Raw genomic sequence first — 19249 nt, 5'->3', positions numbered from 1 at the left:
CACCTTGCCAGGTCTATTCTCTACTTGCAAAGACATTGCGTCCAATGTATTGATGGAGTACATGTAATGCGTACATAGAAGGTCTACTTCTGGGCGATTTGTATTCATGAATATTCCTCTCCTTGACTTAAAAGCGCAGTTTCAACCTCTTCGCGCCGAGATCATGGCGGCAGTCCAAACAGTCTGCGACGAGCAGGGATTTATTCTGGGGCCGCGCGTAGCCGCCTTTGAAGAGTCTCTGGCTAAGTATGTTGGTGCCCGCTACGCCATCGGTTGTGCCTCGGGAAGCGACGCGTTGCTGCTCTCGCTTATGGCGATGGGCGTGGGGCAAGGCGACGAAGTCATCACGATCCCGTTTACATTCTTCGCCACAGCCGGTGCCGTGTCTCGGTTGGGTGCGAAGCCGGTCTTTGTCGATATTCAGCCGGATACGTTCAATCTTGATCCTACGCAACTCGAACGTGCCGTGACATCTCGCACCAAAGCGATTATCCCGGTCCATCTTTTCGGGCAATGTGCCGATATGCCGGCCATCAACCAGATCGCCAAGGCAAAGCGACTGCATGTCATCGAAGATGCTTGTCAGGCCATCGGTGCCGGACAAGGAGGTCAGCGCGCTGGGGTATTGGGAGATACCGCCTGCTTCAGCTTTTTCCCCTCAAAGAATCTTGGCGCATTTGGCGATGGCGGGATGATCACGACCAATGATCAGGGACTCGCAGATGCGCTGGCCATGTTGCGCGTGCATGGGAGCCGGGTCCGCTATCTTCATGAAGCGGTCGGGATTAACAGCCGGTTGGATGCATTACAAGCCGTCGTGCTTGATATCAAGCTCAAGTATCTCGATCAATGGGCTGAAGGCCGCCGGCGCAATGCCGCCCGGTACGACCAGCTGTTTCGAGCGGCGGGTTTGCTGGATCGCGTGACCTTGCCATCGACGAAGGCGGGAAATTTTCACGTCTACAATCAGTATACCGTGCGAGTCTCGAAGCGAGACGAACTTCGGGCTCACCTGAAGGAGAAGGGCGTCGGGACCGAGATCTATTATCCGCTCCCTATGCATTTGCAGAATTGTTATCAGGATCTTGGCTATCGGAAGGGTGCCTTTCCCTTATCCGAACGGGCGGCCGAAGAAGTCATGTCCCTTCCCATCTATGCGGAACTCAGCGACGCCCAACTGACCTACGTGGTTGAGATGATCGCCGACTTCTTTAAGCGCCAATAGGTCGCTTCTCAGGTTTTCCACTTGCTCCCGTAACGTTCCCTGGTCAACGCCTCGCGGTTCTGTCCGTTGAGTCATGCAATATTGGCAGCGGGAACGGTCTCTCTCCAATACGGCGACTAGTAGAAGAGTAGGAGATATTGATGAAATATGTACTGATCTTCTTTGCGACTCTGATTGGCCATGGGTACATGCCTGTTGAGGCGAAGGGGCTGACGCCGCGCGAGATCTATGAACAGGCCGCTCCGGCGGTCGTCATGGTCATGGGTCATTCTGATAGCGGAAAGGGAGGTAGTGGGGGAACAGGCTCCATCATTCAGGCCGATGGAGTCGTGCTGACGAATGCGCATGTGGTCATCGATGAAAAGACCGGAAAGCCCTATCCGCGACTCTCCGTGTTCTTGAAACCGGCCCGCGTAAGCGGTGATACCAAAGCCGACCTGGCCCGCATGGTGCGCGCCACGCTGGTGGCCTATTCTTCTCCGCTGGATCTCGCGTTACTCAAACTTGAAAGCGTAACTATTCCGCTTCCGGTCATTGATCTGAGCGACTCGGATCGGACGAAAATCGGAGACCGTGTGCTCGCGATCGGTCACCCTGAGCAGGGAGGGTTGTGGACCCTGACGACGGGGGTGGTCAGTGCCGAAGTCGATAATTTCAACGGCGTAAAAGGGAAACATGTGTTCCAGACGGAAGCCAGTTTGAATCGGGGGAATTCCGGCGGTCCGCTCGTTGACAGTGAAGGACATATGATCGGGGTGAATACGGCGATTGCCCGCGTGGCGTCTGACGGCATGCCGATCACCAGCATCAGCTTCTCGCTCAAATCTTCGGTGGCCCGACAGTGGTTGCGTGAGCAGGGTACTGCATTCAGTCAGCAGCCGGCGCTCCCGCCGTCGGGGCCAACTCGTGCGGCGGTTGAAGTGCCGGCGGATCAGCCCTCGATGCAACAATCCCTCCCGGCGCCTCGACCAGTCCCCAGCCAGGCTCCAGCGCCCAAGATGGACAGCCAGAAAAACCAGCGCGGGCCTGCTCAGCCACTTACAACGCTCCCCGCGCCTCGTGCGTACAACTTGGACGAATTGGTGAGTGACCGCAGCAAGGCCGAGGCTGATCTGGATGGCATGATTTCCGAGATGCGCGGGCGCTTCAAGGAACGGTAGCCTTTCCGGGTTTGAGCGTTTCTTCACTGGAGTAGGCGGTGTATGATGCGCCACCGGCATGCAGATTGATCATCCATGGTTGTGTCGAGTCCTGTTCATCGTCGGGGTTCTCCTGTGTCCCGCCGCGGGCTCGGTCCTTGGCGAGACGACGAGCGATCTCTCAAAGCAAGAATTGACAGGGCCTGTGAAGATGGCGGTGACCCGTCATTCACAACTCCGTACCGTCCATCACTTCAATCGTGATGGACGCCTGACAGAAGTCGAACTATTCCCCACACAAGAAACTGATTCGGTGCAGTATCGCCTATCCTACGATGATGCCGGTCGGGTCACGGAAGAGCAGACGATCAAGCCGGACGGCCATGTCCTGTACCAGAAGTACTACCGATATGGGTTTGACGGGCAGGGCCGGCAAGTTGCCATGCTTGCGGCGACTGATGACGGCCAGCTTGCCTATGCAGAATTCAACCTGTATGACGAACAGGGGGCTCTCACGGAGGACCTCGCAATCACCGGGAATGGGACCGTGGAAAAATCGCTCTATGACATCGGAGGGAAGCTGATCTATCTCGCCCGATATTTTCACGGGCGGCTGGTTTTGGAGTCGACGCATCATCACGGAGCGTTAGACCGGCTTGAGGAGAGTCGGTTCTATTCAGGGAATGGGACGTTGATGCGGAAAGATGCCTATCGATACAACGCCGCCGGGCTGCGGATCGAACAGCAGAGTGAGTTTTTCCGGAGTGCGCATCTCCGCAAGTCTAGGGTGACATATGAGTTCGATACGGTGGGCAATTGGACGAAGGAAACGATTCAGCGATGGACCGAGAAACACGGGGCGCTCTCGCTCATGGAAACCGTGGTCAGCCGGGAACGGCAGATTACCTACCACTAAAAGAATCGGGGAGAAACACAGCCTGTGTTTCTCCCCGACATCACCCGCACAATGCCTGATTCGCTAGCTGGTCACCGCTCCTTCCGAAGCTGAGGACACATGCCGCGAGTATTTGCCCATGACGCCCGTCGTGTATCGGGGCTTGGGATGTTTCACTTTTTTGAGGCGCGCTTTGATTTCTTTGTCCGTGAGCGCCACATCCAGTCGCCGCTTGGCAATATCGAACGTAATCGTATCGCCGTTCTTTACCGCGCCGATCGGGCCTCCCTTGATCGCTTCCGGCGCCACGTGTCCGGCCATCAGGCCGTGAGTCGCGCCGGAGAAGCGTCCGTCGGTGAGCAAGGCCACGGAATCTCCGAGTCCGGCTCCCACGATGGCCGCCGTCACGCCTAGCATCTCGCGCATGCCCGGTCCGCCTGACGGACCTTCATAGCGGATTACGACCACATCACCGGCTTTGATTTTTCCGGCTTTGACTGAGGCGAAGGCATCCTCTTCCCGCTCAAATACTTTAGCCGGGCCTTGGAACTTCATGATCGAGTGGCCGGCGACTTTTACCACGCAGCCTTCCGGTGCCAGATTACCCTTCAGAATGACCAGGCCGCCTGTGGGCTTGATCGGGTTCGAGAGCGGCCGGAGTACTTGTTGCCCGGACGTTTCCTTGGCTCCTGCGGCTTCTTCGCCGATCGTGCGGCCGGACACGGTCGGCTGATTCGGATGCAAAATGCCCGCATCCAGCAACCGCTTGGCGACGAGCGTGGTCCCGCCGGCGGCAAAAAGGTCTGCCGCGGTGAATCGACCGCCCGGCTTGAGATCCGCGAGGAGCGGAACTTTCCGGTTCAGCTTGTCGAAGTCGTCGATGGTCAACTTCACGCCTATCTCCCGGGCCACCGCCAGCAAATGCAGCACGGCATTGGTCGATCCGCCGGTCGTCGCCACGGCGGCGATGGCATTCTCCAGCGACTTGCGCGTGATGATCTGTTTGGGACGCAGATCCTTCTTGAGGAGCTCCATCACCATTTTGCCGCTTTCGAAGGCGACATCGTCTTTGTGTTCATCCATGGCCGGCACACCGTTGCGGCCCATGGCCGACATGCCCAGGAACTCAAACGCGATGGCCATGGTGTTGGCGGTAAACTGGCCGCCGCAGGCGCCGGGGCCTGGGCAGGCGTGATCTTCGAGGTCTTTCAACTCGGCGTTCGTCATCTTGCCCGATGCGTGTTTGCCGACAGCCTCAAACACATCTTGAATCGTCACATCGTGCCCTTGGAAATGGCCCGGCATGATCGACCCGCCGTACAGCATCAATGACGGGACGTTCAATCGGGCGAGCGCCATCACGGTGCCGGGGATGGTCTTGTCGCAACCGGACAGCGCGACGACCGCGTCGAACAGATGGCCGCGAGCCACCAGCTCAATCGAATCGGCGATGACCTCACGGCTGATCAGCGAAGCCTTCATCCCTTCGGTGCCCATCGAAATGCCGTCGGAGACGGCGATCGTGTTGTATTCAATCGGCGTCCCGCCAGCGGCGCGGATACCGGCTTTCACGCGTTCCGACAACCGCCGGAGGTGAAAATTGCAGGGCATGACCTCGATCCAGGTGTTGGCGACTCCGACGATGGGCTTGGACAGGTCTTCATCGGTAAACCCGACCGCTTTCAGCATGGCTCGCGCCGGCGCCCGGCCAGGTCCTACCAATAAATCGTGACTCTTCAGTTTCAACTCTTTCGGCATAACATCCTTCTTTCAGGCTGCTGAAAATGCCCTCCAGCGTCGTTCTCAGTCGTTCGGACCCCTCAACGTACCCTGCCGCGTACGCCTCGGGGTCCTCTCTCCTTGCGGCCTTGCTGGACGGCATTTTGATCAGCCTGGGGAGCGGTCGACTGTTGGTGAGAGATCAGAGAGGAAAAACTACTTTCCTTTCTTCCCTTCTTTCTTCATTTCGTCTTTCTTGTCCTTGGCTTCCGTACCGATCACGGCTCCGGTCACGGCGTCGATGCAGACTTCGGTCATCTTGCCGTCCGCACCGAGCACGTCCACTTCCCAGGTAATTTGGCCGTGTTTGTTTTCAAGTTCCGCCTCGACGACCGTGCCGGGCACTTTCTCCACGGCAGTTTTCACCGCCTGTTCGATCGTGACCGTGGCGTCTTTCGCCCAGGTGGCCACCTCGCCTTCCGCGCCCTTCTTCTTATCACTCCAGGCAGGAGTCCCGAGAGTCAGCACGCTTCCCACTGCGAGTGTGAAGATGAGTGCGAGGGATTTCATGGGCCACCTCCTTCGGAACACAGGTTATTGCACGGACATGTTGCCGGGAGCCGACGGGGTGCTGGCGCCTTTGTGGGGATTGGCTCCGCCGTGGGGATTTGCCGCCCCGCCGCCGTGAGGATTGCCGTGTTTGCTGCCGGCGCCCTTGTGTTCCTGCATCACTTTGTCGTGTTCGGCTTTTTCCTTGGCGCGTTGTTCAGCGGTCAAGAGGCCTAGGACCTCGCGCTTGGTCTTGATGGACGTCATTCGCAGGCCGACCTGCATATCTTCGCTCTGTTTCAGCTTGGCTTCGACGGCGCCAAGATCGGACTTTTCGTCGTCGGTCAGCGCCTTCAGCTCGCGCTCCGCGATCTGGATATCCGCTTCCGCCTTGATTCTGGTTTTGTCCAGATTGAGTTGGATGTCCTTCAGCTTGGCGACTTGGTCCGCCGTGAGGCCGATGTCTTTTTCGTGTTTGAGGAGATGGCGGATCAAGTGGCCGGTGCTGCTATGCATCATGCCGCCCATGCCATGTCCGCCCATGGCGCTATGTCCGCCGCCGGCATGTCCTTCCTTGCCGTACCCTTCGGCCCAGGCGCCGGATGTGCCCAGCGTCAGGCTTACGGCGGTGGCGAGAGTGAGAGTCATGATTGCTGCACGAGATCGTTGCATGCGGTCCTCCTTCGGTTAAACTCGCGTGTGATGACGATGACGAGTGCGCTATTGCGGTAACAGCCCGCCTGCTCCCTTGAGTCCGTTAAACAAGAACTGCACGGCGAGGGCAGCGAGCAGCAACCCCATGAGCCGGGTCATGATTTTTTCCGCCATCGGAGTCAGCCAGATGGCTCCCTTCGCCCCGATCGCCAGGATAATGTAGCTTGCCAGACCGACTACCGCAAGGCAAGCCAGCAAGATGCCGCGCTGCGCCCATCCCGTCGCTTGGGCGTCCAGCAGGATGACGGTCGAAATAGCCGCAGGGCCCGCCAGCATAGGGATCGCTAGGGGAGTGATGGCGATATCGTCCTTTGCGCTGGCTTCCGCGGTCTCTGCGGCCGTTTCTATGACCGGCGAACGCTGAGCGCGGAGCATGTCCAATGCCACCAGGAGGAGCACCAGTGCCCCGGCGACCTGTACGGCGGGGAGGGTAATGCCCAGCAAGTTCAGCAGCGATTGGCCGATCAGCGCAAATCCGGCCAGCACTCCGACCATCACCAGGCAGGCGACGCGGGCCATGCGCAGGCGTTGTTGCATCGTATCGCGCGGAGTCATGGCGAGAAAGGCCGGCACGGTTGCGAGCGGATCGACGATGACAAATAGAGAGCTAAAGGCCAGCAGGGCGTATTCGACAAGCGGCATGCAGAGTCCTGTATCAGGAACGGTGGAGGCGGCTAGTTGTGTTGGGCGGCGGCCAATAGTTCTGCGCGCGGATCGCCCGTCCGCAAATGGCTCAGTTGTTCGTACAGCTTTTGTTCCCCCTCCGTCAAAGGGGACGGCAAGACGATCTGCAATGTGAGGAACAAGTCGCCATGGCCTCCGGCCGCCGTCGGGAGTCCTTTCCCTTTCAATCGCAGCTTGCTTTCAGCGCGACTGCCGGCGGGAATTTTCACGCGGACCGCGTCCGTCAACGTGGGCGCCATGACTTCGGCGCCGAGCGCGGCTTCCCAGGGCCAGACCGGCAGGTTGGCATGTAGGTCGGTGCCTTGTTGGCGGAAGATCTTGTTCGGCATGAGCGTGACGTGCAAGTAGAGATCACCGCGCCGGCCGCCGTTTGTTCCTAGCTGGCCCTTCCCCGGCACGCGGACTCTGGTTCCGTTCTGGACGCCGGCGGGAATTTTGACTTCGATGGAAGTGGACTCCATCCGATGGCCAGATCCCAGACAGGCTTGGCAGGGACGGTTTTTTACTGCGCCGCTTCCGCGGCAGGTGGAGCAGGGGACCGGCTCCATGAGGTTGATCCGTTTGGTGACGCCGCGCAGGACTTCCCGGAGGGATAGATCGACTTCCGTTTCCAGATCTTCACCGGATGACGAAAATTCGTGCTGGCCGGCAGCTCGTCCGCGGCCTCCGAAGAGATTCTCAAAGATATCGGAAAATCCCTCGCCGCTGAACGAGTGCGCCTGGCCACGGTTCTGGGCTCCAGCGGCTTGGCGGGCCCGCTCATAGGCTTCGGCCTGTTCCCATTGGGTGCCGTGTTGATCGTATTTTTTGCGCTTGTCTGGATCGGAGAGGACCTCATGCGCCTCGTTCATTTCCTTGAATTTCTTCTCCATCTCGGTTTTCTTGGCGCCACTGTGCATATCGGGATGAAACTGGCGGGCGAGACGGCGATAGGCCTTCTTGATCTCATCGGCCGAAGCCGTGCGCGGGAGGCCGAGAACCTGATAGTAGTCGCGACCAGAATTTGCCATGGTGCAGTGCTTTCGTGTCGAGTGTTCTGGAAGAGAAGATAATTCCGTAGCTTACGGGGTCAATCCCCAGCTTTGCAAGGGATGAACGGTCCGTGCGGCTTGTCTGCAATAGACATGATCAGGCTGGGCTCCCTTGGGGGAGTGAGCAAGGGGGCTAGTAGTGGGCTTGGGTCATTGGGCTGGTGTGTTGTCAAAATTGGTATCTGGGCGAGGCGCTAAGGGATTTCATTGAGAAATGGGGTGATCACGATATTGCGGAAAGATACACGACCATGATCTCCCTGCAGCATGATGGGGCCGGGCCGGTCTTCATTGCTGTCGAGGGCGGCACCCGTGGGTCCTGGAATGCGTTCGTTGGCGATCACAGTGTGATGGTTCAACCGTACGGCCACCTCTCTTCCGATGAGAGTGACCTCAAGTGTTTGCCACTCACCTGGTTGCTTTCCGACCGACAGGGTCGGCGCGATATGCCCAAAGATAGCGCCGGTCGAGCGAGTGCCAGGCTGCCCATTCCCATCGGTGGTGATTTGGACCTCGTATCGGCCTCGCAGGTATACTCCGCTCCCGCCTTCGTCATCTAGCCGGAACTCTAGATGGAGATGAAAATTCATGAAGTTGACGTTCGATCTCAAATCGGCGCAGGAGTGGTCGTTGAATAAGACGCTCTCTTCGATATGCCAACAATAGGGTGAGGATCCGTTACGCAATGTCCAACCAGAGAGTGTGTGGCCGGTAAAAAGGGCCAACGGCGCTCCTTGCCGTAGCGCAGTAGGTGTCCGCAACTCCGGCGCACGTACTCCAATCCATCGAATGGTAGAACGGTGGTCCGTTGCCGTTCCTGTTAGCGTGTTTCCTGCATATCTGGCGGTGAAGTGTAGCCGTTTCCCCATGAACTGATGAGAGAAGGACAGAATGCCTTCTGTGATCGAAACATCCTCTAGGGGCTCAGCCCCGCCGAAGATCCATACCAGCTGACCGCTCTTGTTCTTGCTTGCAGTGGGCTTAATTTCTAGCCAGGCAGAAGCATAACCATCCACTTCGAAAAGGGTGAGATTCCAGCGGCCGATGAAATCAGATTCTGTAGCCAAAACGGATTGAGTGAACAGGGCGATCGCTACAAGGAGCGATAGGGGAAAGACAACAAAAACCAGAAGGGTTGGACTCTTTCTCTGGATCAGGTTTCCGAGCATGGCATCATATCAAGGGATTCGGCTTACCGTGGCGTTGGTTCTTTCGTTCTGCTTTGTCATCTCTAGGGCTGTGAGGCCGGAGAGATATTGTTGCGAGCTTCTTGGATTGACTCACGTAAGGCTGGAAGGAGCGCGGTAGCTTGAATCACGTACCCCATCCGATTGGCATGTCCGTCGTACGGTAAATGATAAAGTTCTTCCTTCGTCAGCCCGGTTTCTCTGAAGGAAGGGAGGAGCGAAACCGTGGGTATTCCCATTTCCCTCGCCAAGGATTCAGCCCGGCTGAGTTGAATGCGACTCCGATCATCCGTAAATGTGTCGGCTCCGATCCGTTGATGTGTCGGATAGCCGTTGAAGATCAATCGGATATTTCTGTTGGATAGAGTCTGGAGCATGGTTTCCAGGTGATGGGCATATGTTGCCCAGAGCTGTTCATGCCGGGTTGCCGAGTCCTCAGGACTTGAACTGGGTACATCGGCGGATACATGGGGCGCCGAGTAGGTATTCCAGGTCGCTCTGACTTTTAAGAAGTAATTGAAGAGGGCTGTGTCTCGAATGAGTTCATAGACGGTTTTCAGTCCTGTCCGGCCCTTGACCCTCCGGTTTTCCGCAAGGGCTGCGAATTGAGAGGGCTCCGCTTCCAAGTCGGTAATATCATTTTCGCTGAATGTGAGAATGACGATGTCCGGCGCAAGGCTCATGCTTCGTTTGAGTATCTCTACTTGATCCACAATAGTTGTGCCGGGTACTCCACCATTGATGACCTCGACGGAATTCCCTTCTTGTCGTAGCATCCGTTCCAGATTTGCGGAGAGCGTTTCATCATCGTTCACAAACTGGCCGAATGTTCCGGAATCCCCGAGGCAGAGGATTCGAATAACGTGAGGAGGACTGATTCGTTGAAATTCAGGCCCTCGATAGCCGAGCGAGTTGATTGTCGCATGGTAGTGAAGTTTGGGATGAGGGGTCTCCTCCACGGATTGGCTCGGTTCGAACATGCCCGGCACCCGTACAAAGTCAGCGTTTGAGATGGCGTGGATGCTGGCGGTGGAGATGTGGCCTGAGGCTCTCAATGCAAGTTCAGAGGCAAAGGCCGTGACGGCGAGCAGGAGACCTGAAAAGCAGATCAATAGGAATATTCGTCTGGCGCGCATTGAAACCTTCCTAATTGGTGGAGAGGCGCATGAGCTCTGCCCGATGGAACGTCCAACGCAGTTCGGTATTAGGATGTCTAGGCCGAAGAGCGCTACCCAATAGTTCTCCTAGTGCCGTAAGAGGTTCCTGGCCTTGGCCAGAGCCCTCCGAGGATAATAGAGGGCTTGGTTTATCTGTAGTGAGGATTCTAGAAGGGATCGGCTGATGCCTTCTAGGAAGGCATGGCGACGTCGGCGTTCGAAGCCGTGCTGATAGTTCCTCTTGTCGCCAAATCCCAAGACCCGTTGGCCCTCCGGTGTGAGGTTTCCCAGAAAAGCGGCATTGAGAAGGAGAGGGTGGTATCGATAATATTCAACGTCTTCTTGCTGGAGCGGGATACTGGGGTCGTGATAATTCAGGAACACCGCTTGTCGAGGCTCCAAGACGGGCGTGGCCTGCCGGTGGATTCCAGAGGTGTCAAACAGAACAGCTGAGCCGGCAGTCCCCGGAACTTCCATGATCCGCTCCCTGGGAACTTGTGCTAGTTCATGACTCTGAACAAGCCGGGGGTGTTGTTTGCGGTGGCTCCCCTTGATATAGGTGAAAGCGCCCGAGCGAACATCGGTCAAGTAAATGGCAAGCTTCACTTCTCTGGGTATCGTTGAGACCGCGTGTTGATCATACCAGGCATCGCCGTGCCACCCGTGAAAGTTGTTCTTGGTCGGGAGAGATAGCCACCCCTTTGCTTCGACAAGCTGGAACTGAGACCCGATATATTCCTTGAGCACTTGGAGGATAAGCGGGTGCAGCGCGACGTCGAGGAATCCTTGGTCCAGAAGCAGCACATCCTGGATCATGTGGCGATACATCTCGGTGCGTTCATACCCCATCGTGTCGTTCCATGCCATGTGCCGCAAGCGAGTTTCAAAGGCTTGTTGCATCCCCAGTAGTTGAGGCCCGGCGATAAATTCCGGGAGTATCACAATGCCGTCACGGTCGAGTTGGTTCGTTAGATCATGTGCCATCACCGCACCTCAAGGCATGTTGTGTTGTATATAGCGACGGCATCGGAGACCCGCGACTCATGGGAAAACTGTGCGACTGCCAGGGCCCTGGCTCTCACCCGCATTTCTTCCCGCTGTGCCCCTGATGAATAGAGGTGGCAAATATGGGCTGCGAGGGCCACATGATCTCCGGCTGGAAAAAGCGATCCAGTTTGGCCTTGCGTAATGAATTCAGGGATGCCTCCGACAGCACTCCCGATCACTGGCAGACCGCAAGCCATCGCTTCAAGGATAACCAGGCCCGCTGCTTCTTCCCATAAGGATGGGCAAACGAAGCAGTCAGCAGCCTGCATGAACGGACTCACTTCTGCTTGCAGACCGCAGAACGTGATTCGCTCACGGACACCTAGAGATTCGGCCGTGTGTTCAAGCGACAGTCGTTCCGGCCCGTCTCCGACAATCCAGAGTGCGACATTGGTGGGAAGGTCCTTGAGGGCCTGGATGGCAACATGTACACCTTTCTCCTGAATGAGGTGCGCCACGACCAGGACCACAAACACTTTCTCAACCCCTTGGGAACATCGCATGGTTGAACGTATGACAGCGTCGGGCTGGAAACGGCTTGTATTCACGAAGTGGTGATATCTGCCAAGGTTACACCAAATGGCTTGTCGCTCTAATTCCAATAAGACATAGTTGCTGACAGCAAGAACTTTTGAGTAGCTCCCAAGCATCAGTTTCTTGCATGCGCTTGAGAGCGCATGCCGGGTGCGACGAAAAGAGGTTGGTCTGGAGTTGTGATCGGTAAGATAGTGCCGTAACCTGGGTCGCGTGAGACGCAAGGCCGCCGCATATCCGTTGATGGGATGGTAGAGATTCCAATGGACCACATCAATACGATGCTGATCGATCAACTGCTGTAGTTTGCGAAGGGTGAGGATGTTGAATCGCCCGAGGGGCAACGATGTCGCTGCCAGTCCTGCCAGTCTGTATCGTTGTTCTTCCTTTGCCGGCAGTGCTGCTGAGAAAGCAGGGATAAAGACCCCACCCTGTTTGGCAACGGCTTCGCTTGTAAGGAAGATCTGCTCTTCGAGCGACCCATATTTATTTGAGGGGTCGAGGTTCACCACATATAGGACGCGTTCGAGCATAGCCAGACATGCCTCGCAGTTCCAGGGAACGATGGAAGTGCCCTGGCTGATAGAGGCGATAACATCATATTGCGAGGGTCGTTACTACACACCAAAAGGGGGGGTGAATACCTACGGTTTCTTCATAGTGAGTGTTCAATTTTGTTGAAGCGGATTCTTAGGGGAGCCGGTAGCTGTTCGAACGATGTCGCGGGCGGCAGTTCGAGCAATAGACGAATCAGAATGTTTGATAGGTCAGGCCGATAAAGGGAAGTCCAAAATTCAGTCCGGAATTGGGAGAGCGAGTGCCTGCGTTAGAGATGTGCATGACGCGATACCCGGCTTGAACGGCCCAGCCAGGCGCGAACGTGTACGCGCCTCCGGCGCCTCCCCACACGAGAAAATTAAACTGTCCGGGCTGCTCGGGAGTCCGACCGCCCAGATCCGTCCACGCCGGTCCTCCGCCTCCTTCGATGAACGGGCGCACTCGTCCAAATGCCGTAGAGGTGTAGACTATTTTCGGGGTCAACCCGACGCCATAGGCTGTTATCGGACTATGCGTATGGATGGCGGCGAGTTCTGCGCCGAGAGCCAGTTGGCCTTGGTACCAGCCCGTACCGATTGGTTCCGTAATGGTCACCATCCATGAAGGCATGATGGCTTCCCCGAACAGCTTCGACGTTTGGCTGGGTCCTACGCGTAGAGGAAAGAAGGGGCCGGCTGTGAACCCTATGGTGTGAGTGCCGACCGGCGTTGACGCGGGCTCATCGGATGCGGCGGCTGAGGAGGGCAGCCCGTGTATTGTGAGGAGCAGTGGCAGGGCAAGGCTAAGAATATGAATCCAATAAGATCGTTGAGTCATGGGTAGATAAATCGTAAAGAGTTTATGAGGCAGAATGGACTTTGGCTCGCGCCATCATCTTACAGTAGGAACAGATTTCGGCGGTGGTCGGTTGCCCGCAGGTTGTGCAGGGGTGCAGCATGGCCTGGTCTTTCTCGGCCATCGTGGTCGGGGAGGCTTCCGGCTTGCGCTGCTTATCGAGAAAGCCGCAATAAAAGGCCTGTTTGGTACCGGGTGATTCCGTTTCAAGGCGATTCAACACTTCCTTATAGAGCAGTGTTCGAGCCCCTTTCGACATCGGGCATTCCTCAACGATGTAGTCGATCCGGTTCAACACCGAATAGGCGGCCAATTCGCGTTCGGACAAGCGAAAGAGCGGTTTTACTTTCTTGGCGAACCCGTCGAGCGAAGCTGGCAAGTTGGGCGACTGCTTATCCAGATATTCTTCCTGCCAGCGGAGCACGTTGCCCAGGAGGCGCGCCGCTTCGTCGTCGAGATTGTGGCCGGTTGCCATCACGTCGTACTTCTGTTCCAGCGCCACGCGATTGAACTGGTAGCGCTTGATCGTGCCACAGGTACTACAGGTCGGCCGGTGAATCAGCATCGCTAGTTCGCGAATGCCGGCGCCGGCTTCCTGTTCGACGGTGTGGACGTGCAGGACTGCGCCATGCGGGGCGGCCACGGTGTCAGAAAATTTGACCACTTTGGCATGGGACACTTCCGAATACCCGCCGATCCCGAGGTTCACGTAGAGCGCGTCGGCCTTGTAGCCCATCTTGAGGAGGACGTCCCAAAGCGCCAAGCTGTCTTTGCCGCCCGACACCGCCACGAGGATGCGGTCGTCTTTCCCGAACATCTTCTCGGACTTGATGGCCCGGCCGACCTGGTCGTGCACATAGTAGTTGAAACAATCTTTGCAGAAGGCGGCATTGTGGCGCGGGAGATCGATGACCGCTCTAGTTTTGCATTTCGTGCAATTCATCGATCGCTCGCGAGGCGCGGGGAACCGCCGGAGATCACCGGACGGATTTCAATCTGGTCCTGGTCATACAGCATCTCGTCTTCGGTCACCAGTTCATCGCCACGAATGACCAAGTGTGCCTCCACGACGAGGTTGAGCTCTTTCAGGAGGTCTTTGGCCTTTTTCGGACCTTTGATTTCAATGGCTCTGGACGGGTGGCTCAGTTGTACCTGCATGGGGAGATCATATGATGCCGATGCGTGAGGGAGCAAGAGGCGAGAGGTGTCGGGTGCGCGGTGCACTAGATTTGTGAAACGATAGGTGAGGTTAGCTCGACAGGGGGAGTTGTTGGCGTATATAAGCCAGGCCTCCGTCGAGCGTCGTGAACAAGCCGTCCAACTGAGCTTCGTAGCAGTCCTCGAGGTATGTGCCCATCTCCGGCCCCGGTGAAATTCCCATGGTGAGCAGATGCCGGCCCATTACGATGGGGGCCGGAGCCTGCGCTTCGACGTCCAAACCCCGAGCTTTTTCAAGCAACCACTCGCCGGCGGGAAAGCCATCGAACGGTTTCGGCGGCCGCCCGGCATGATCGGCGCGCGCCACGCGCACGAGGCGATCGATACGGCCTACGTGCCTGGCCAGGCGGCGAACCGCACTGTCGGACGCCTGTCCATCGTAAAGCGCGTAGGGGCGAAGGTGACATAGCACGAGGGCCACGACCTCATCGGCTAGGCCGGTTTGATTGGTAAGTCGGGCAAGGAATGCTCTGGTCGGGGCTTCCCCCCCAGCTTCGTGGCCGCGCGAGGTGATGTGCCCGAACTCTTCCTTTGTCGTGGCGGGTTTGCCGAAGTCATGACAGAGGATGCCAAGCCCGACCGTCAGATCATCCTCCGCCTGCCCGGTGCGTTCGCCGGCGAACCAATCCAGGCAATGGAGCGTGTGAATCCAGACATCCCCTTCCGGATGCCATACCGGGTCTTGCGGGCACCCGCGCAGCGCTGCGAGTTCCGGGTAGAGCCGGAGCCAGTCGCAATCGTTGAGCCACTGCAGCCCTTTCGAGAGTATGACGCCTCGGAGTAGAAACTTTTTCCATTCCTCCCAGATCCGTTCGCTCGGGAGACGGTCCTGTGTGAGGGAACGGCAGAGCGCCACGGTCTCCGGCGCCCCCGTCAGGTTGTAGCGCGCGGCGAGTTGCATCCCGCGCAGCACCCGCAGCGGGTCTTCTGAAAATCGTTCGGAGACATGCCGTAAGGTGCCGGTCTTGAGATCGTCGCGGCCGTGGAAGGGATCGTGAAAATCCAGCGTGTCGGGATCCCAGGCCATCGCGTTGATCGTGAAGTCGCGGCGTGAGAGGGCTTCGTCGATCTCCATCTCCGGATCGGCCAGGTGGAGCAGGCCGGGGATCGTGGCGTCATTCAAAGGACGGCGCATGGGGAGCGAGACATCAATCGGCAGGCCGTTGAGCTTGAATACGCCGAAGGCCCGACCGACGAACTGGACGGAGAAGTGCTCCGTGAGCATGGCGTGCAACTGGCCGGGAGGAATGCCGGATACTTCAAGATCCAGATCGCGCGGCTGCCGTTCAAGCATCAGATCTCGCACACACCCGCCCACCAGCCAGAGCCTACCGCCAGCCCGGCGAATCAGGTGTTCGATCTGGCGGAGAGGCGCGGCGAGCGTGGGATCTTCAATGCGGAAACGAACGGGCACCTAGAGCTCCGCTTCCCTCAGGAACTTGGCGGACTCTTCGGGCGCGACGGGATTGATGTAGAAACCAGTGCCCCATTCGAAGCCGGCCACCTGGGTAAGTTTGGGAATAATTTCCAGGTGCCAATGGTAGTAGTCGCCGGTCTTTTCGTGCAACGGGGAGCTGTGAAGGATGAAATTGTAGGAAGGGCGGCCGAGGGCTTTGTCCATGCGACGCAGGGACTCGGAAAGAATCGGAGCCAGAAATTCGAATTGCGATTTCTGGCTCTCTTCAAAGTATGCGGCATGGCGCTTCGGAAGGATCCACATTTCAAACGGGAAGCGCGGCGCATAGGGCGTGACGCAGAGGAATTCAGGATTCTCCGCCACGATTCGGTTACCGTCGGAGAGGTCCTGCCGGAGGATGTCGCAATAGATGCAGCGTTCTTTTTGTTCGTAATGGGCCCGGCAGCCGTCGAGTTCATCCGCCACGCTGGTCGGGACGATGGGCAGGGCGATAAGTTGTGAGTGGCTATGTTCCAACGTGGCGCCGGCCGCGGCGCCGTGGTTTTTGAAGATCAGGATGTACCGGAAGCGCAGATCTTTTCGGAGATCGATCATACGATCGCGATAGGCCCAGAGGACATCCTCGATTTTTTTCGTAGGCAGATCGGCGAGGCCTTCCTTATGGCCGGGCGATTCGATGATGACTTCATGCGCGCCCACGCCGTTCATCCGGTCATACAACCCGATGCCTTCCCGGCCCATGTCGCCCTCCACCTGCAAGGCGGGAAACTTGTTCGGGATGACGCGGACGGTCCAGTTCGGTGAGTTCGCTTCGCCGGGTTGCGGCCGATAGGCCATAATTTCTTTCGGGGTGAGCCGTTCCTGTCCGGGGCAAAATGGACAGATCGCGGTGGCGATGGGTTTCGCTGGTTGCATCTGGGCAAAATCATGCGGCCGGCCGTTTCGCTCGGTCGAAATGATCACCCAGCGACCGACAATAGGATCACGTCTTAAGTCAGGCATAGCATTACTCCGTAGTATCTGAACCGCACTGAGCGCTGAATCCCGAGGGTCTTAGGCAGCGCCAAATTTCACAACGATCAACACCTCGCCCAACGCGCAGGGACTATTCCACTCACACTCTCCACAGTCCCGCTTCAAACTCCGGCCCCGGTACCGTCAGGACGGCCGGTGCATGATGCGGGTAACGGGCCACTTCCAAGCCATGTTCGAGAATCACGAGACTCAGGCGCACCTCTTGTTCCGCTTCAAGGTGGAGGTCCTTCATCGGGATCGCCAGTTCTAAAATGGTGCGCCGGCAAATCGAACGATAGGGACCGATCTCCCGCCAGCTGTCCGACTCGCTCTGCTGGAAGAGGGTGAAGGACTCCGGTCCGGACGGAGCCAGCGAGCAGGAGAGGCGGAAGCTGTGCTGCGGCCCATGGAGTGTGATCTCCATCCCCAATCCATTGAGCCGTGGCTGCGCAGCGCTATCCGGGTCGAGCCGCAAGAGCAGATGGTCGTGGCTCCAGCCAAAGTAGATCGCGGTGAACAACCCTTCGGCCTTCCACATAGCTCCCAGCGGCGGTTGCGTCGTAATGGTCCCGGCTCCGCGCCATTCGAAAAAGTCTGTCACCAGGCCGTCGATGGTGGGGGTGAGGATGGTGACCGGCTGGGTAATGCGATCGGCTGCGGCTTGCTGGGTCATCGCACAGATCGGCTGGTTCAATCGATCGGGGGGCGTGAGCCCCATAAAGAGCCAGACGTTGCGCAAGTGGGTGCGGAAGAGTCGATCGAATTCCTGCTTGTAGTCGGTGTCGAAATCGTCGCCGTACCACCAGAACCAGTCGCTGCCTTCGGCGGCATAGAGTTCCTGCCAGGCCGCCTCCGCACGGTCTGCAGGCAGGGTTGGGGCGACCTCCATGAGACGGGTGCGAGTATGGCCGAGGAGGTCCCAGCCGCGGTTGTCTTCCTGATGCCCGATCCAGATTTTGTAATCCTGATTGATCCAGGATCCTGAATGGAGAGCGGGCAGGTGTTGTGTGGGCGGGACTGCGGCGAGGCCGTCCGACATGGTGGAGGCCGTCAGTTGGACGGCCTGTTCCTGATCTAATTCATGTGCGGTGAACGCGCGATAGAGGCGCGAGAGGAAGTGTTCGCCGCCGTCATGATAATGCTCCCAGGGATTTTCGCCATCAAGAATGATGGGGATGAGGATCTGTTCCTGCGAGGCGTTGTGAATAATGTTTCGGAGGCGGCGGAGCACATCGTCCGCGGCTGAGTCCGGGTTGGTTTTGTGGTACACGAAACCAAAGGCATCGGAAATATCGCGGTCGCGAAAGACCATCGTCATGGTGCGGCCGGATTCTCCCGCGCGATAGGCTTGGTAGAGATCGGTGTGCCGGTGCCATGAGCGATTGCTCAATTCGAACGAGCGGGCGAGTATGCCCTCATCGGTCGCCAGCCAACGGAGTCCGGCGCGATGGGCCAGCGGGAGCAGCTCAGGACAGACGGAGCCTTCTGACGGCCAGAGTCCGACCGGCGGCTGACCGAAGGTCTTGCGGTGAAAGTCGACGGCCTGCTGGAGCTGTGCTTCCGCATCTTCCGGCGCGCGAAACCGGGAGGGCAGGGGCAAGTCGGGACGCGCCCGGCGATTGATATCGGTGTCGATAACGAGCGGCAGGATCGGATGGAAAAACGGGGTGGTGGTGAGTTCGATCTGACCCCGGTCGAGGAGTCGGCGGTAGAGCGGGACAATCTCTTGAATGGCGACGCGCTGTAGGGCGAGGACTTCGTGTTTGTCGTCCTCGGTGAAGTTGCGGTTCTTGTTGCGGAGCGCAACCAGACGCGGATAGCGCTGGAGCGGGCCATATCCGAACCAGGCCAGGTTGTGCCAGACCTGCAGGTCCAGAAAATCCTGGGTCGAAAACTGGCGGGCGACTTTGGCGAGGTCCGGTCCCGAGACGTCGGGGCCGCGTTTCACCAACAGCTCGTGATAGCGTGAGAACGGACGCACCATCGTGGCCCAGTTGGCTGAGAAGAAATGACGAATCAGGAAGGCCTGTTCTTCCGGTGTCAATTCAGCGGCGGGACGTTGGGCCCGTTCAAGAAACAAATCGCGCACGGTGCCGTTGCCGATCTCCTGAAGCTGGAGTAACAACGACGGCGTGAAGTTGAAGGTCGCCTTCACTGCCGGGAACTTCTCCAGCAGATGGGCCATATCGAAATACGCTTTAGTGGCATGGAGGCGCACCCAGGGCATACTCGCCGTTCCCGCAATCGGGTCGGTGTAGTAGGGCTGGTGCATGTGCCAGACAAAACAGACGTGGACGTTCTTCATTGGCGCGTGATTTCTTTCGTTT

At 57.8% G+C, this 19249-nt stretch carries 18 protein-coding genes; 3 read left to right on the top strand and 15 right to left on the bottom strand.

The window, feature by feature from the left end:
- Positions 1-106 precede the first annotated feature (106 nt).
- The 3 genes from NITLEN_RS13340 (at position 107) to NITLEN_RS13330 (ending at position 3280) form a co-directional block, all read left to right on the top strand.
- Positions 107-1225, top strand: coding sequence for a DegT/DnrJ/EryC1/StrS family aminotransferase (locus NITLEN_RS13340; protein WP_121990104.1), 1119 nt, complete (start codon positions 107-109; stop codon positions 1223-1225).
- Between the two features lie 140 nt (positions 1226-1365).
- Positions 1366-2385, top strand: coding sequence for a S1C family serine protease (locus NITLEN_RS13335; RefSeq protein WP_121990103.1), 1020 nt, complete (start codon positions 1366-1368; stop codon positions 2383-2385).
- A 58-nt stretch (positions 2386-2443) separates the two neighbouring features.
- Positions 2444-3280 (top strand): hypothetical protein, encoded by an 837-nt coding sequence (locus tag NITLEN_RS13330; RefSeq protein WP_121990102.1) that lies wholly within the window; start codon positions 2444-2446, stop codon positions 3278-3280.
- A 63-nt stretch (positions 3281-3343) separates the two neighbouring features.
- Here the strand turns inward: NITLEN_RS13330 and ilvD are convergent, their stop codons facing one another.
- From ilvD to NITLEN_RS13255, 15 genes are all read right to left on the bottom strand, one after another.
- Complete coding sequence (gene ilvD, locus NITLEN_RS13325) at positions 3344-5017, bottom strand: dihydroxy-acid dehydratase (protein ID WP_121990101.1); 1674 nt, start codon at positions 5015-5017, stop codon at positions 3344-3346.
- Positions 5018-5194: 177 nt separating this feature from the next.
- Positions 5195-5548: a PepSY domain-containing protein gene (locus NITLEN_RS13320; protein WP_121990100.1), complete on the bottom strand. Its 354-nt coding sequence runs from the start codon at positions 5546-5548 to the stop codon at positions 5195-5197.
- 24 nt (positions 5549-5572) lie between these two features.
- A complete protein-coding gene (locus NITLEN_RS13315; protein WP_121990099.1) occupies positions 5573-6199 on the bottom strand; it encodes a Spy/CpxP family protein refolding chaperone in 627 nt (208 codons plus the stop codon).
- Between the two features lie 48 nt (positions 6200-6247).
- Positions 6248-6883: a MarC family protein gene (locus NITLEN_RS13310; RefSeq protein WP_121990098.1), complete on the bottom strand. Its 636-nt coding sequence runs from the start codon at positions 6881-6883 to the stop codon at positions 6248-6250.
- 32 nt (positions 6884-6915) lie between these two features.
- Positions 6916-7935: a DnaJ C-terminal domain-containing protein gene (locus tag NITLEN_RS13305; protein ID WP_121990097.1), complete on the bottom strand. Its 1020-nt coding sequence runs from the start codon at positions 7933-7935 to the stop codon at positions 6916-6918.
- Positions 7936-8150: 215 nt separating this feature from the next.
- Positions 8151-9125: a 3-keto-disaccharide hydrolase gene (locus NITLEN_RS13300; RefSeq protein ID WP_121990096.1), complete on the bottom strand. Its 975-nt coding sequence runs from the start codon at positions 9123-9125 to the stop codon at positions 8151-8153.
- 62 nt (positions 9126-9187) lie between these two features.
- Complete coding sequence (locus NITLEN_RS13295) at positions 9188-10279, bottom strand: SGNH/GDSL hydrolase family protein (RefSeq protein ID WP_121990095.1); 1092 nt, start codon at positions 10277-10279, stop codon at positions 9188-9190.
- Positions 10280-10387: 108 nt separating this feature from the next.
- The gene (locus NITLEN_RS13290; protein WP_121990094.1) at positions 10388-11284 is read right to left on the bottom strand and encodes a phytanoyl-CoA dioxygenase family protein; all 897 of its coding nucleotides are present in this window, start codon (positions 11282-11284) and stop codon (positions 10388-10390) included.
- Positions 11284-12414: a glycosyltransferase family 4 protein gene (locus NITLEN_RS13285; RefSeq protein ID WP_121990093.1), complete on the bottom strand. Its 1131-nt coding sequence runs from the start codon at positions 12412-12414 to the stop codon at positions 11284-11286. The genes NITLEN_RS13290 and NITLEN_RS13285 overlap by 1 nt, the downstream gene beginning before the upstream one ends.
- Positions 12415-12631: 217 nt before the next feature.
- A complete protein-coding gene (locus tag NITLEN_RS13280) occupies positions 12632-13255 on the bottom strand; it encodes an acyloxyacyl hydrolase (RefSeq protein ID WP_121990092.1) in 624 nt (207 codons plus the stop codon).
- A gap of 22 nt (positions 13256-13277) precedes the next feature.
- Positions 13278-14216, bottom strand: a complete 939-nt coding sequence (locus NITLEN_RS13275; protein ID WP_121990091.1) for a PP-loop family protein — start codon at positions 14214-14216, stop codon at positions 13278-13280.
- Positions 14213-14431 carry a MoaD/ThiS family protein gene (locus NITLEN_RS13270; protein ID WP_121990090.1) on the bottom strand — a complete coding sequence of 73 codons (219 nt, stop codon included), beginning with the start codon at positions 14429-14431 and terminating at the stop codon, positions 14213-14215. The genes NITLEN_RS13275 and NITLEN_RS13270 overlap by 4 nt, the downstream gene beginning before the upstream one ends.
- 91 nt (positions 14432-14522) lie before the next feature.
- Positions 14523-15905 carry a CCA tRNA nucleotidyltransferase gene (locus NITLEN_RS13265; RefSeq protein ID WP_219999449.1) on the bottom strand — a complete coding sequence of 461 codons (1383 nt, stop codon included), beginning with the start codon at positions 15903-15905 and terminating at the stop codon, positions 14523-14525.
- Entirely contained in the window at positions 15906-16910 is a 1005-nt protein-coding gene (galT, locus tag NITLEN_RS13260; protein ID WP_121990089.1) for a galactose-1-phosphate uridylyltransferase, read from the bottom strand. It abuts the gene before it with no gap.
- Positions 16911-17022: 112 nt separating this feature from the next.
- A complete protein-coding gene (locus NITLEN_RS13255; protein ID WP_121990088.1) occupies positions 17023-19227 on the bottom strand; it encodes a glycoside hydrolase family 57 protein in 2205 nt (734 codons plus the stop codon).
- Positions 19228-19249: the final 22 nt, after the last annotated feature.

The organism is Nitrospira lenta (assembly GCF_900403705.1).
GTDB lineage: Bacteria > Nitrospirota > Nitrospiria > Nitrospirales > Nitrospiraceae > Nitrospira_D > Nitrospira_D lenta.
Note: the sequence above shows the minus strand (reverse complement) of the source record. Positions and strands in the feature narration are given on the sequence as shown.

Excerpts from the sequence above, each read along its gene's own strand:
- NITLEN_RS13340 (WP_121990104.1), top strand. The coding sequence starts at position 107 with ATGAATATTCCTCTCCTTGACTTAAAAGCGCAGTTTCAACCTCTTCGC.
- NITLEN_RS13335 (WP_121990103.1), top strand. The coding sequence starts at position 1,366 with ATGAAATATGTACTGATCTTCTTTGCGACTCTGATTGGCCATGGGTAC.
- NITLEN_RS13330 (WP_121990102.1), top strand. The coding sequence starts at position 2,444 with ATGCAGATTGATCATCCATGGTTGTGTCGAGTCCTGTTCATCGTCGGG.
- ilvD (WP_121990101.1), bottom strand. The coding sequence starts at position 5,017 with ATGCCGAAAGAGTTGAAACTGAAGAGTCACGATTTATTGGTAGGACCT.
- NITLEN_RS13320 (WP_121990100.1), bottom strand. The coding sequence starts at position 5,548 with ATGAAATCCCTCGCACTCATCTTCACACTCGCAGTGGGAAGCGTGCTG.
- NITLEN_RS13315 (WP_121990099.1), bottom strand. The coding sequence starts at position 6,199 with ATGCAACGATCTCGTGCAGCAATCATGACTCTCACTCTCGCCACCGCC.
- NITLEN_RS13310 (WP_121990098.1), bottom strand. The coding sequence starts at position 6,883 with ATGCCGCTTGTCGAATACGCCCTGCTGGCCTTTAGCTCTCTATTTGTC.
- NITLEN_RS13305 (WP_121990097.1), bottom strand. The coding sequence starts at position 7,935 with ATGGCAAATTCTGGTCGCGACTACTATCAGGTTCTCGGCCTCCCGCGC.
- NITLEN_RS13300 (WP_121990096.1), bottom strand. The coding sequence starts at position 9,125 with ATGCTCGGAAACCTGATCCAGAGAAAGAGTCCAACCCTTCTGGTTTTT.
- NITLEN_RS13295 (WP_121990095.1), bottom strand. The coding sequence starts at position 10,279 with ATGCGCGCCAGACGAATATTCCTATTGATCTGCTTTTCAGGTCTCCTG.
- NITLEN_RS13290 (WP_121990094.1), bottom strand. The coding sequence starts at position 11,284 with ATGGCACATGATCTAACGAACCAACTCGACCGTGACGGCATTGTGATA.
- NITLEN_RS13285 (WP_121990093.1), bottom strand. The coding sequence starts at position 12,414 with ATGCTCGAACGCGTCCTATATGTGGTGAACCTCGACCCCTCAAATAAA.
- NITLEN_RS13280 (WP_121990092.1), bottom strand. The coding sequence starts at position 13,255 with ATGACTCAACGATCTTATTGGATTCATATTCTTAGCCTTGCCCTGCCA.
- NITLEN_RS13275 (WP_121990091.1), bottom strand. The coding sequence starts at position 14,216 with ATGAATTGCACGAAATGCAAAACTAGAGCGGTCATCGATCTCCCGCGC.
- NITLEN_RS13270 (WP_121990090.1), bottom strand. The coding sequence starts at position 14,431 with ATGCAGGTACAACTGAGCCACCCGTCCAGAGCCATTGAAATCAAAGGT.
- galT (WP_121990089.1), bottom strand. The coding sequence starts at position 16,910 with ATGCCTGACTTAAGACGTGATCCTATTGTCGGTCGCTGGGTGATCATT.
- NITLEN_RS13255 (WP_121990088.1), bottom strand. The coding sequence starts at position 19,227 with ATGAAGAACGTCCACGTCTGTTTTGTCTGGCACATGCACCAGCCCTAC.